Here is a 13,212-nt window from a genome sequence, read left to right on the forward strand (position 1 = left end):
TGGCCGTCGCGCAGCACGCGGGCCGTCTGCGGCTGCAGGCTCACCAGTCGCTGGATGGCCGCGCCCGTGCGACCCTTGGCGCGCGCTTCGAGCATGCGGCCCAGCAGGATCAAGGTGACGATGACGGCGGCCGATTCGAAATACACCTGCCGCGCGCTCGCGGGCAGCGCCTGCGGGGCGAAGACGGCCACGGTGGAATAGAGCCAGGCCGCGCCGGCGCCCAGCGCCACCAGCGTGTTCATCTCGGGCGCCAGGCGCCACAGGGCCGCCAGGCCGCCGGTGAAAAAGCGCCGGCCCGGGCCGATCAACACCGCGCTGGTCAGGACGAACTGCGCGAGCTGATTGCCGCGCTCGCCCAGCGTGGCGCCGATCAGGTGATGCCAGCCGGGCAGCAGATGGCCGCCCATCTCCAGGATGAAGACGGGCAGCGCCAGGATCAGCGCGATCGAGAAATCGCGGCGCAGGCGCTGCGCCTCGGCATCGCGCGACCGGGCCAGTTCGCGGGCGTGATCGTCCTGCGCGGCGATGGGGCGCGCTTCGTAGCCCGCCTTGACAACCGCCGCGACGAAATCGTCCGGCGTGCCCGCGGCCGGGTCGTAGCGCACCTGGGCGCGCTCGGTGGCCAGGTTGACGGTCGCATCCTGCGCACCGGGCACCTTGGCCAGCGCCTTCTCCACGCGCCGCACGCAGGAGGCGCAGGTCATGCCGGAAATGGCGAGTTCGAGTTCGGTAGGAGTGTTCATTGGGGGCTTCGGAGGTCACCTCCGCATTGGGGATTTGACGCCAGTCTTGACCTTCCCATCATGGGAAGGTCAAGCATTATTTTAGGCTTGACATTACCACGATGGGAAGGTTTAAGCTGGCCAGGAACTTTTCATCAGGAGTCCTCCATGAGCACCGAATTCATCGTTCCCGACATGACCTGCGGCCATTGCGTCAAGACCATCACCAGCGCCGTGCAGGCGGTGGCCCCGGCGGCCAAGGTCACGACCGATCTGGCCAGCCATCGGGTCGCCATCGACGGCGCCGATCCCGAGAAGGCGCGCGCGGCCATCGAGGAGGCCGGCTACGAAGTCCAGCCCGCCTGACCGGACTCGGACGCGCGAGGCGCCGGAGGGGAGCAAAGGGTAAAATAGTCGATCTATTGCGTTGTCCTTTTGATGGCCGTCAATTCGTTCTTGATGGTCTTCGCCGCCTTTTCGATTCCCCCACTTCGGCCGCATCGTGTCCCTCGTCCAGCATCTGCCCGGTTCCTCCGTCCTTTCCGCCTTCCGCCGCGAACGCCTGCTTGCCCAGCTGAAACAGGCCGGCTTGCCGATCGCCGATGTCTCGGCCCGCTACGAACACTTCGTCCTCACCGACGCCGAACTCGACGCGCAAGAGTCCAGGCACCTGGCCGAACTGCTCGATTACGGCGATCCGGCCAAGGCTGAAACCGCGCCGGCCAAGGCGCTCGAACTGCTGGTCATCCCCCGTCTGGGCACCGTGTCGCCCTGGGCCAGCAAGGCCACCGACATCGCCCGCAATTGCGGCCTGTCGGCGGTGCGCCGCATCGAACGCGGCATTCGCTACACGCTCACCCCCGAGCGCGGCCTGCTGGGCAGCAAGTCCTTCGACGCCGCCGCCCTGGCGCGCGCGGCGGCCTGCCTGCACGACCGCATGACCGAAACCGTGGTCGATGCCGGCTTCGACGGCCAGGCGCTGTTCGCGCCGCTGGCCGGCAAGCCGGTGCGCACGGTGCCGGTGCTGGCCCAGGGCCGCGCCGCGCTGGTCCAGGCCAATACCGCGCTGGGCCTGGCCCTGTCCGACGACGAAATCGACTACCTCGCCGAGGCCTTCGCCGTGCTCGAGCGCGATCCGACCGACGTCGAACTGATGATGTTCGCGCAGGCCAACAGCGAGCACTGCCGCCACAAGATCTTCAACGCGCAGTGGAAGATCGACGGCGCCGAACAGCCCAGCACGCTCTTCGGCATGATCCGCGCCACGCACAAGGCGCAGCCCAACGGCACAGTGGTGGCCTATTCCGATAACGCCGCCGTCATGGAAGGCGGCGCGGCCCAGCGTTTCGAAGCCGGCGTTCCGGGCCTGGCCGGCGCCAGCCCGGTGTATCGCCGCCGCGAGACCACCGTGCACACGCTGATGAAGGTCGAGACGCACAATCACCCGACCGCCATTGCGCCGTTTCCCGGCGCATCCACCGGCGCCGGCGGCGAGATCCGCGACGAGGGCGCAACGGGCCGCGGCTCCAAGCCCAAGGCCGGCCTCACGGGCTTTACCGTGTCGCATCTGCGCCTGCCGGGTTTTGCAGAACCGGCCAGGCAGCCCTGGGAAGCCGATCACCACGGCCTGCCCGACCGCATCGCCACGCCGCTGTCGATCATGATCGACGGCCCCCTGGGCGGCGCGGCCTTCAACAACGAATTCGGCCGGCCCAATCTGCTGGGCTATTTCCGCACCTACGAGCAGACCGCGGGTGAAATGCGCTGGGGCTACCACAAGCCCATCATGATCGCCGGCGGCCTGGGCAGCATCGACGCCGGCCTGACCAAGAAAGATCCGATTCCCCCCGGCGCGCTGCTCATTCAGCTGGGCGGCCCGGGCCTGCGCATCGGCATGGGCGGCGGCGCCGCCTCCAGCATGGGCGTGGGCAGCAATTCGGCCGAGCTGGATTTCGATTCCGTGCAGCGCGGCAATCCCGAGATCGAACGCCGCGCGCAGGAGGTCATCGACCGCTGCTGGCAGCAGGGCGCCGGCAACCCCATCATCGCCATCCACGACGTGGGCGCGGGCGGCCTGTCCAACGCGTTCCCCGAACTGGTCAACGACGCCGCGCGCGGCGCGGTGTTCGACCTCAAGCGGGTGCCGGTCGAAGAGTCCGGCATGTCGCCCGCCGAGATCTGGAGCAATGAATCGCAGGAACGCTATGTGCTCTCGATCCTGCCTCAGGATCTGGACCGCTTCGATGCCATCGCCCGGCGCGAGCGCTGCCCTTATGCGGTAGTCGGCGTGGCCACCGAAGAGCGCCAGCTGCGCGTGGTCGACGGCGAGGGCCTGCCGGGGCTGGATCCTGCCCGGCCCCAACCCGCCGATGACGTGCGCCCCGTGGACGTGCCCATCGACGTCATCCTGGGTAAAGCGCCGCGCATGCTGCGCGACGTCAAGCGCCTGCCCGGCGCGTCCGGCAAGCTCGATCTGGTCGGCATCGACCTGACCGAAGCCGCTTACCGCGTGCTGCGCCACCCCACGGTGGCCAACAAGACCTTCCTCATCACCATCGGCGACCGCACCGTGGGCGGGTTGTCCGCGCGCGACCAGATGGTCGGTCCGTGGCAGGTGCCGGTGGCCGACTGCGCCGTCACGCTGGCAGACTACGAGGGCTTTCGCGGCGAGGCCATGTCCATGGGCGAGCGCACGCCCATTGCCGTGATCGACGCGCCGGCCTCGGGCCGCATGGCGGTGGCCGAGGCCTTGACCAACCTGGCCGCCGCCGACGTGGCCCAGATCGAAGACATCAAGCTGTCCGCCAACTGGATGGCCGCCTGCGGCGTGCCGGGCCAGGATGCGGCGCTCTACGACACCGTCTCGGCCGTGAGCGAGCTGTGCCAGATCGTCGGTCTGTCGATCCCGGTGGGCAAGGATTCCCTCTCCATGAAGACCTCGTGGGAAGAGGGCGGCGAACAGCGCAAGGTCGTGGCGCCGGTCTCGCTCATCGTCACCGCTTTCGCGCCCGTCAAGGATGCACGCGCCAGCCTCACCCCGCAGTTGCGCACCGACGCGGGCGACACGGCGCTCATCCTCATCGACCTGGGCCAAGGCCGCCACCGCATGGGCGGCTCCATTCTCGCGCAGGTCTACGGCCAGGTCGGCGAGACCGTGCCCGACATCGATCGCGCGCAGGATCTGCGCGCCTTCTTCATCACCATCCGCACCCTGGCCGAGGCCGGCATCGTCCTGGCCTATCACGACCGCTCCGACGGCGGCCTGTTCGCCACGCTGGTCGAGATGGCCCTGGCCGGCCGCACCGGCGTGTCGGTCAATCTCGACATGCTCACCTTCGATCCCGACTCGGCAGACTGGGGCGATTTCAAGATCCGCGCCGAGCAAGTGGCCGTGCAGCGCGAAGAACTCACGCTCAAGGCCTTGTTCTCGGAAGAGGCCGGTGCCGTGATCCAGGTGCCGATGTCGCAGCGCAACGCCGTCATGCAGGTGCTGCGCGGCGCGGGCCTGTCGAAATACGCGCACGTCATCGGCGGCCTGAACGACAGCGACGTCGTCGAGTTCTACCGCGACGGCCAGAAGATCTGGAGCCAGCCGCGCGCCGACCTGGGCAGCGCCTGGAGCGAAGTCAGTCGCGAGATCGCGCTGCTGCGCGACAACCCGGCCTGCGCCCAGGCCGAATTCGACGTCTGGAAAGATGCCGCCGATCCGGGTCTGGCGCCGCGCGTGGCTTTCGATCCGCAGCACGACATTGCCGCGCCCTTCATCGCCGCCGGCAAGCGCCCGCGCGTGGCCATCCTGCGCGAGCAGGGCTGCAACAGCCAGGTCGAAATGGCCTGGGCCTTCGACACCGCCGGCTTCGATGCGGTCGACGTGCACATGACCGACCTGCTGTCCGGCCGCATCGACCTGGCCTCCGTGCAGGGCCTGGTGGCTGTGGGCGGCTTCAGCTACGGCGACGTGCTGGGCGCCGGCGAAGGGTGGGCGCGGACCATCCGCTTCAACAGCAAGCTGTCGGACCAGTTCGCGCAGTACTTCGCGCGCCCCGACACCTTCGGCCTAGGGGTGTGCAACGGCTGCCAGATGATGGCGGCGCTCGCGCCCATGATCCCGGGCGCCGAGCACTGGCCGCGCTTCACGCGCAACCAGTCCGAAAAATACGAAGCCCGTCTGTCGCTGCTGGAAATCGCCGAATCGCCGTCGATTTTCTTCGCGGGCGTGGCGGGCACCCGCGTGCCGGTGGCCGTGGCGCATGGCGAGGGCTACGCCAACTTTGCGCAGCAGGGCGATCAGGCCCGGGTCGTCGGGGCGGCGCACTTCATCGACAACTACGGCAACCGCACCGAGGCTTACCCGGCCAACCCCAACGGCAGCCCCGGCGGCCTGGCTTCGGTCACCACGGCCGACGGTCGTTTCACGGTCATCATGCCGCACCCCGAGCGCGTCACCCGCAATGTGATGATGTCCTGGGCGCCCGAAAAATGGGGCGAGGCAGATACCGGCGGCCCGTTCTCGCCGTGGATGCGCATCTTCCGCAATGCGCGGGTGTGGCTGAAGTAAATCACCTTGCGCGGGGGCGGCGCCGTGCCGCCTGCGTCAAAGATCCGAGTCGGCGCGGCGCTCGAGATAATCGAGCAGCAGCGCCGACGCAGCGCCCAGGCTGCGGGCGCTGCGCATGCACAGGGCAAAGCGCCGCGGCGCCCAGGCATCGCTCAGTTCGATCACTTTCAAATCGTGCACACGGGCATACGGCGCCGCGATTTCGACGGGCGCGACATTGATCGCCAGTCCGGCCTGCACGACCCGGAACGCCGAATCGAAGTTCGACACGGCCACGCGATAGTTGAGCGTTTTGTTCTCCTGCCCGGCGGCGCGCTGCAGCAGGCGCAGCACGGCGCTGTTGACCGGCATGACCACGTGCTCGTAATCGAGGGTCTGTGCGAAGCGCAGCTTTTTGTGGCGCGCCAGCGGGTGATTGCGAGGCATGATCACGCCCAGCCGATCGGCGCGGTAAGGGCGGGTTTCCAGCCCCTGAAAATCGGCTGCGTTCCAGCAGATGCCGAGCGCGGCCACGCCTTCGCGCACGCCCCGCACCACCCCTGTGCTCTGCCGTTCTTCGATGTCGACGTGTATGCCGCCGTGGGCTTCGTCCTGCAGAAATGCGGCAATATCGGCCGGCAGCGATTCGGCCAGCGCCGATGCCGACGCGAGGATGCGCACCTGTCCGCGCACGCCGGCCGAGTAGGCCGACATGTCGCGCTCGATGCGCTCGGAACTGCCCAGCATGGAGCGCGCGTGCTCCAGCAAGGTCGCGCCCGCCTCGGTGGGTTCCACGCCATGACGCCTGCGCGTCAGCAGCTTCACGCCGACCGTGTCCTCGAGCTGCGCCAGCCGTTTGCTGATCGCCGAACCTGCGAGATGCGCCTGCTCGCCGGTTCGGGCGATATTGCGGGTTTCGCACACCTGGACGAATAGCCGCAGCGTGGTGAGGTCCAGATCGCGCATGGCTGCTCTCAAGATATTCCGTTATGGAATTTTAACGCTTCCAAAATGGCTAAGCTAATCAAAAAAAGAATATCTAAACTCCACGACGAAGACATTCCAAAAACGAACAAGCCGCTGCCCACCTCATGCAACCGTCCTCGTCCGAATCCGCCACCACGCACCCGGCCTGGCTGCCAGAACACGTCACCATCCGCGAAGTCGGCCTGCGCGACGGCCTGCAGAGCATCGCCACCGTCCTGCCCACCGATCTGAAATGCGAATGGGTGCGCCGGGCCCATGAGGCCGGCCAGCGCGAGATCGAAGTCGGCTCCTTCGTGCCGGCTCATCTGCTGCCGCAACTGGCCGACACGGCCGAGGTCGTGGCCTATGCCCGCACCTTGCCCGGTCTGTTCGTGTCGGTGCTGGTGCCCAACGTCAAGGGCGCGCAGCGCGCCATCGAGGCGCAGGCCGATCTGATGCTGGTGCCGCTGTCGGCCAGCCATGCGCACAGCCTGGCGAACCTGCGCAAGACGCCCGACGAGGTGGTGGCGCAGGTGGCGCTCATGCGCGCCGAACGCGATGCGCGCGGCTCGCGCACCTTGATCGAGGGCGGATTGAGCACGGCCTTCGGCTGCACCTTGCAGGGCCGCGTCGAGCCGGCCGAGGTGCTGCGCCTGATGCAGGCGCTGCTGGACGCGGGCGCGGACCGCGTCAGCCTGGCCGACACGGTGGGCTATGCCGATCCCGCGGCGGTCGCCCGTCTGTTCGAGGCGGCGCGCCGCATTGCCGGCGAGCGCCTGTGGTGCGGACATTTTCACGATACCCGCGGCCTGGGCCTGGCCAATGCGCTGGCGGCCATGCAGACCGGCATTACGCGTTTCGACGCCAGCCTGGCCGGGATAGGCGGTTGTCCGCACGCGCCGGGCGCCAGCGGCAACATCGCCACCGAAGACCTGGCCTATATGCTCGCCAGCATGGGCTGCGCCACGGGCCTGGATAATGCGCGTCTGCTGTCCCTGCGCGCCGACGCGGCGCAATGGCTGGCCGGCGAAACCCTGCACGGCGCCGTGTGGCGCGCGGGGCTGCCGTCCACGCTCGATGCCTGAAAGCGCATAACTTTTTTCTTCCATCGCCCTCATGAACACCACGCAACCCACCGATACGCCCGCTCCCCGACTGCCGCTGGAGGGACTGCGCGTCGTCGAATTCACGCACATGGTCATGGGCCCCACCTGCGGCCTGGTCCTGGCCGATCTGGGGGCCGAAGTCATCAAGGTCGAGCCGGTCGAAGGCGATCGCACACGCCATCTGCTGGGCGCCGGCGCGGGCTTTTTCACGCTGTTCAACCGCAACAAGAAAAGCATCGCGCTCGACCTGCGTCAGCCTGAAGGAGCCGAGGTCGCCCGCCGTCTGGCGGCCGGCGCCGACGTGGTGGCCGAGAATTTCAAACCCGGCGCCATGGCGCGCTATGGGCTGGACTACGCCTCGCTGTCCCGGCACAACCCGCGGCTCATCTATGCCAGCCTCAAGGGCTTTCTGCCCGGCCCGTACGAATTGCGCACCGCGCTGGACGAGGTGGTGCAGATGATGGGCGGGCTGGCCTATATGACGGGCCGGCCGGGCGACCCGCTGCGCGCGGGCACCAGCGTCAACGACATCATGGGCGGCATGTTCGGCGCCATCGGCGTGATGGCCGCGCTGATCCAGCGCGGCATCACCGGCCGCGGCCAGGAAGTGCAGTCGGCCCTGTTCGAGAACAATGTCTTTCTGGTCGGGCAGCACATGCTGCAGTACGCGATCACCGGCGCTGCCGCCGCACCCATGCCCGAGCGCATTTCCGCCTGGGCCGTGTACGACGTGTTCACCGTGCGCGACGGCCAGATATTCCTGGCCGCGGTCAGCGATGCGCAATGGACGGTTTTTTGCGATGCATTCGGCTTCGACGATCTGAAGGCGGCGGCGCACCTGGCCACCAACAACGACCGGGTGATCGCGCGGCGCGAGCTGCTGCCCGACCTGCGCGCGCGGCTTCAGTCGTACACGGTGGAAGAGCTGGCGGCCGTTTTCGAGCGCGAGGGGCTGCCGTTCGCGCCCATCGTCAAGCCCGAAGAGCTATACGACGATCCGCATCTGCGCGCCACGGGCGGCCTGGTCGAAGTGAAGCTGCCCGATGGCGGCGCCTGCGGCCCTACGGCGGCTGTGCCGCTGTTTCCCTTCACGATGGACGGCGAGCGCCTGGGCGTGCGCACCGATCCGCCCACGCGCGGCGCGCATACCGGCGAGCTGCTCGCAGACCTGGGCTACGACGCCGCGCAGATCGCGGCGCTGCGCGAGCGCGGCGCGGTGAGCTGATTTCCGTTCCGGTATTTCCGAGCGCGGACGAGCGTTCGGCCTGCATACACGAAAACGACGCGCCGTCCCGATGCGGCGCGCGCCACAAGGAGACGACGGTGAAAAGACGGAAAGGACAGACCGCAAGCGATTCGGCGGCGGACGGCAGATGGACGCGGCGACATCTGCTCGGCGCGTTGGGCGCGTTGGGCGCGCTGGGCGCCGCTGCGCTGGGCGCACCCCTGACGGCGCGCGCGCAGGAGGGCGCGCGGCCCATCCGCCTCATTCTGCCGGTGGGTGCAGGGTCGGGCGTGGACGTCATCACGCGTTCGGCCGGCCCTGCGCTGACGGCCGCGCTGGGGTCTCCCGTGATCATCGAGAACCAGCTCGGCGCCGGCGGCATCATCGGCACCTCCATGCTGGTGCGTTCCAACCCGGACGGCTACACGCTGGGCATGTTGTCGAACAACCATGTGATCTATCCCAGCGTGTACAAATCGGTGCCTTTCGATCCGATCGCCGACATCACGCCGATCTCGGTGGTGGGCAGTTCGCCCTTCCTGCTGGTGGCCAATCCCAGGACCGTGCAGGCCCGTGATGCGGCCGGTCTGATCGCGCTGCTCAAAGCCAACCCCAACAAGTACAACTACGCCTCGTCAGGCACCGGCACCATCCTGCAACTGGCCATGGAAATGTTCCTGCAGCAGGCGCACGTGCATGCCCGGCATATTCCCTACAAGGGCGTGGGCCCCATGGTGACGGATCTGATCAGCGGGCAGGTCGACCTGGGCGTGCTATCGCTGCCGTCGGTGCTGCCGCATGTCCATACCGGCGCCTTGCGCGCCATCGGCGCCTGCGGCCGGCAGCGCAGCGAGGTGGCTCCCGATATTCCCACGCTACGCGAACAGGGGCTGCCGAATTACGACGCGGCCGGCTGGTTCGCGGTGGCCGGGCCTGCCCGCCTGAAGGCGGCCGATGTGCAGCACATCTATGCCGGTTTTGAGCGCGCTTTCACGTCGCCCGGCGTAAAAAAGGCCATGGCCGCGCAGGGCAATCACATCGACCTGATGCCGCCTGAGAAGTCGGCAGCCTATTTCCGCAGCGAGATGCGCAAATACGCGGCTATCGTGAAAGGCGCAGGCCTGCATCCCGTGTAGCCGCGGGGCGCGATCGAAGCGATTGGCGAAGCGGGCGCCTCCGGGCATAAAATGCCCGCATAGCCATCGCCCTCGAGGAATCCCTCCCATGAACGCCCGCATCCCTGACGACGCTCTGCCTCCCGCGCTCGACCCCCAGGCCCTGCAAGCCTATGTCGACGAAAAATGGGACGGCCAGATCATTCCCGCGCTGACCACCTACATCGAGATTCCCGCCAAGAGCCCGTCTTTCGACGCCGACTGGGAAAAGAACGCCTACATCGAGCGCGTCATCCGCGACGCGGCGCAATGGGTCGAGTCGCAGAAGATCCCGGGCCTGCAGCTCGAGATCGTGCGCCTGCCTGGCCGTACGCCCGTGATCTTCTTCGACGCCCCGGGCACGCGCTCCGACAACGGCGACACCATCCTGCTCTACGGCCACCTGGACAAGCAGCCCGAATTCAACGGCTGGCGCAACGACCTGGGCCCCTGGACGCCCAAGCTCGAAGGCGACAAGCTGTACGGCCGCGGCGGCGCCGACGACGGCTATGCCGTCTACGCTTCGATCACCGCCATCATGGCGCTGGACAAACAGGGCGTTCCGCGTCCGCGCTGCGTGGGCATCATCGAAACCTGCGAAGAATCCGGCAGCTACGACCTGCTGCCCTACGTCGACGCGCTGCGCGAGCGCCTGGGCAATGTGGCTCTGGTGGTGTGCCTGGATTCGGGCGCCGGCAATTACGACCAGCTGTGGATGACCACCTCGCTGCGCGGCCTGGTCGCCGGCACGCTGGAAGTTCAGGTGCTCGACGAAGGCGTGCACTCAGGCGATTCCAGCGGCGTGGTGCCTTCGACGTTCCGCATTCTGCGCCACGTGCTCGACCGCCTGGAAGACAGCGGCACGGGCCGCTTACTGCCCAAAAGCCTGCATTGCGACATTCCCGCCGAGCGCGTCGCGCAGGTCAAGACCACCGCCGGCATTCTCGGCGACGCCGTCTGGGAGCGCTTCCCCTGGAGCTGCGGCGCCAACGGCAGCTTCGTGCTGCCCATGACCACCAACCCCGAAGAGGCGCTGCTCAACCGCACCTGGCGTCCGACCCTGTCGGTGACGGGGGCAGAGGGCCTGCCGCCCCTGACCTCGGCCGGCAATGTGCTGCGTCCGCGCACGGCCTTCAAACTGTCGCTGCGCCTGCCGCCTCTGGTCGACGCGTCCGCCGCCGTGCAGGAGATCAAACACCTGCTCGAAGACAATGCACCCTACAACGCCAAGGTGACCTTCCATGCCGACAAGGGTGCGGCCACCGGCTGGAACGCGCCGGAAACGGCCCCATGGCTGGCCCACGCGCTCGATCGCGCCTCCAGCCAGTACTACGGCGCGCCCTGCGGTTTCATCGGCCAGGGCGGCACCATTCCGCTCATGAGCGTCCTGCAGCAGGGCTTCCCCAAGGCGCAGTTCATGGTGTGCGGCGTGCTCGGTCCCAAGTCCAACGCGCACGGCCCCAACGAGTTCCTGCACGTGCCCTACGGCAAGAAGATCACCGCCGCCGTGGCGCAGATCATGGCAGACTTGCCGGCATAAGCGCGTCATGATCCTCGAAGACGAGTCGGCCCGCCAGGCGGCGGCCGACACACAGCGCTGGGTAGAGATGGCCGTCATCGGGCTCAATCTCTGCCCCTTTGCCAAGGCAGTGCAGATCAAGGGCCAGGTGCGCTATGCGGTGAGCGACGCGGTGGACGAAGAGGGCGTGCTCGCCGATCTCGAAGACGAGCTCATGCTGATTGCCGAAGCCGACCCCGAAGCGATCGACACGACGCTGTTGATTCTGCCCGAGGCGCTGCACGATTTCTACGACTTCAACGAGTTCGGCGAACTGTCCGACCGCCTTCTCAAGCGCATGCGGCTGGTGGGCGAGCTGCAGGTTGCCACGTTTCACCCGGCGTTCCAGTTTGCCGATACCGACCCGGACGACGTCGGCAACTACACCAACCGTTCGCCGTACCCTACGCTGCACATCCTGCGTGAAGCCAGCATCGATCGCGCTGTCGAGGCCTTTCCCGAGGCCGAGACGATCTACGAAAAAAACATCGAGACCCTGGAAAGCCTGGGAATCGAAGGGTGGCGCAAGTTGATGCAGCAATAGCGCTCCGGCGCCGTGCAGGCCGATGACACAACGCGTGGCGGCCGCCCGGCTGCGACCGGAACATGGAAAACGATGAATATCGAGGGAAATTCCGAAACGCTGATTGCGCGCCAGTCGATCGTGAACCGACGCGGCGAGTGCGTGGCGCATGAGTTGCTGTTTCGCGGGCGCAGCCACGATACGACTGCTATCGTCGATGACGGCTTCGGGAGCACGATGACGGTCGTGCAGAACCTGCTGGGCAGGATAGGCATCGAGACCGTGCTGGGCGACGGCGACGGCTTTCTGAATTGTCCCGACGAATTTCTCACCTCGGGGTTCATCGACATTCTGCCGGCCCGCCGTATGGTGCTTGAGATCCTGGAGAGCAGCCGCCTGGACGAAGCGCTCGCGCGGCGGTGCCGCGCCTTGCGAGGCAGGGGCTTTCGCATCGCGCTGGACGATGTCAGGGGAATCGCTGCGGAGACGCTCGCGTTTTTGCCCAATGTCGATCTGGTCAAGATAGACTGGCCCTACGTCGATCTCGACATGGCTGCCCGCATTACCCGGGCTTGCCACGCGGCGGACAAATTGGTGCTTGCGGAAAAAGTCGAGACACGCGAAGACTACGCGCAGGCGCTGGAAATCGGCTGCGACCTTTTCCAGGGCTTTTATTTCACCCGGCCGCAGCTGTTGAAAAGCGGCAGCAAGGCAACCGAGAATTCCGCGGCGCTGCTGGGCATACTCGATCTGGTGCTACAGGAGGCCGATATCGAAGATATCGAGTACGCCTTGAAATCGGTGCCGTCGTTGACCGTGAAGTTCCTGCGCCTGGCCAATAGCACCAGCCTGTGGCGTACCCACGTGTCCGAGATCACATCGGTGCGCAAAGCCTTGTCCATGGTCGGATACAAGCAATTGGCGCGCTGGTGCTGTTTCATGCTCTATGGCGCCGACACGAACGGCGACCCGGATCCGCTCGCACAGCTCATCATGCGCCGCGCCGACTTCATGGAGCGCGTCGCGCAAAGAACGTGCCCCCACGACGAGCGCCTGCAGCAGGAAGCCTACCTTTCGGCGCTGCTGTCCCTGGCCTATATTCCGCAAGGCACGGATGCGCGCAGTTTCATGAGCGGCGTGGCCGTAGGCGCGGCCATTCGCGAAGCGGTCGTGTCGCGCAGCGGCTGGCTCGGCGCGTTGCTGACGGTGGCCGAGTGCGTGGAAAAAGGGGATTTTCCGACGCCGGCGCAGCTTGCCGAGCTTTGTCCCGACGGGCCTGCGGAAGGGTTGCTGGACGGCCTTTACCTGTAGTCGCCGCCGCAGGCCGCAGCCCGGCGGCCGGCCCGAGCCAGGGCCGATCTGCGGTCTTCTCGACGCCGCGCAATCCCGGTCTGGCAGTTGCCCTTGATCTGTATCAAAGG

The 13,212-nt window shown here is 67.1% G+C and carries 10 protein-coding genes; 8 read left to right on the plus strand and 2 right to left on the minus strand.

Features of this window, described 5'->3' with window-relative positions; genetic code table 11:
• Positions 1-743 (minus strand): cation transporter (locus tag ACTHJ1_RS16040; protein WP_440194317.1); only part of this gene is annotated, 743 nt, incomplete at its 3' end.
• Positions 744-890: 147 nt separating this feature from the next.
• Between ACTHJ1_RS16040 and ACTHJ1_RS16045 the strand changes: the two genes are divergently transcribed.
• Positions 891-1,088 carry a heavy-metal-associated domain-containing protein gene (locus ACTHJ1_RS16045; RefSeq protein ID WP_440194320.1) on the plus strand — a complete coding sequence of 66 codons (198 nt, stop codon included), beginning with the start codon at positions 891-893 and terminating at the stop codon, positions 1,086-1,088.
• 136 nt (positions 1,089-1,224) lie between these two features.
• On the plus strand, positions 1,225-5,280 hold the full coding sequence (gene purL / locus ACTHJ1_RS16050; protein ID WP_440194323.1) for a phosphoribosylformylglycinamidine synthase: 4,056 nt from the start codon (positions 1,225-1,227) through the stop codon (positions 5,278-5,280).
• Between the two features lie 36 nt (positions 5,281-5,316).
• Here purL and ACTHJ1_RS16055 read toward each other — a convergent pair whose 3' ends face one another.
• A complete protein-coding gene (locus ACTHJ1_RS16055; protein ID WP_440194326.1) occupies positions 5,317-6,225 on the minus strand; it encodes a LysR family transcriptional regulator in 909 nt (302 codons plus the stop codon).
• 125 nt (positions 6,226-6,350) lie between these two features.
• Here ACTHJ1_RS16055 and ACTHJ1_RS16060 point away from each other — a divergent pair, with 125 nt between their 5' ends.
• From ACTHJ1_RS16060 to ACTHJ1_RS16085, 6 genes are all read left to right on the plus strand, one after another.
• Complete coding sequence (locus ACTHJ1_RS16060) at positions 6,351-7,310, plus strand: hydroxymethylglutaryl-CoA lyase (protein ID WP_440194329.1); 960 nt, start codon at positions 6,351-6,353, stop codon at positions 7,308-7,310.
• Between the two features lie 31 nt (positions 7,311-7,341).
• Complete coding sequence (locus tag ACTHJ1_RS16065; protein ID WP_440194332.1) at positions 7,342-8,556, plus strand: CaiB/BaiF CoA transferase family protein; 1,215 nt, start codon at positions 7,342-7,344, stop codon at positions 8,554-8,556.
• A 98-nt stretch (positions 8,557-8,654) separates the two neighbouring features.
• Positions 8,655-9,692 (plus strand): tripartite tricarboxylate transporter substrate-binding protein, encoded by a 1,038-nt coding sequence (locus ACTHJ1_RS16070; RefSeq protein ID WP_440194335.1) that lies wholly within the window; start codon positions 8,655-8,657, stop codon positions 9,690-9,692.
• Positions 9,693-9,780: 88 nt separating this feature from the next.
• Positions 9,781-11,250: a M20 family metallopeptidase gene (locus ACTHJ1_RS16075; RefSeq protein WP_440194338.1), complete on the plus strand. Its 1,470-nt coding sequence runs from the start codon at positions 9,781-9,783 to the stop codon at positions 11,248-11,250.
• Between the two features lie 7 nt (positions 11,251-11,257).
• Positions 11,258-11,812, plus strand: a complete 555-nt coding sequence (locus tag ACTHJ1_RS16080; RefSeq protein ID WP_440194341.1) for a DUF1415 domain-containing protein — start codon at positions 11,258-11,260, stop codon at positions 11,810-11,812.
• A gap of 72 nt (positions 11,813-11,884) precedes the next feature.
• A complete protein-coding gene (locus ACTHJ1_RS16085; protein ID WP_440194343.1) occupies positions 11,885-13,102 on the plus strand; it encodes an EAL and HDOD domain-containing protein in 1,218 nt (405 codons plus the stop codon).
• The last annotated feature ends 110 nt before the right edge of the window (positions 13,103-13,212 follow it).

The sequence above is a fragment of the Bordetella sp. genome (assembly GCF_051960075.1).
GTDB lineage: Bacteria > Pseudomonadota > Gammaproteobacteria > Burkholderiales > Burkholderiaceae_B > Bordetella.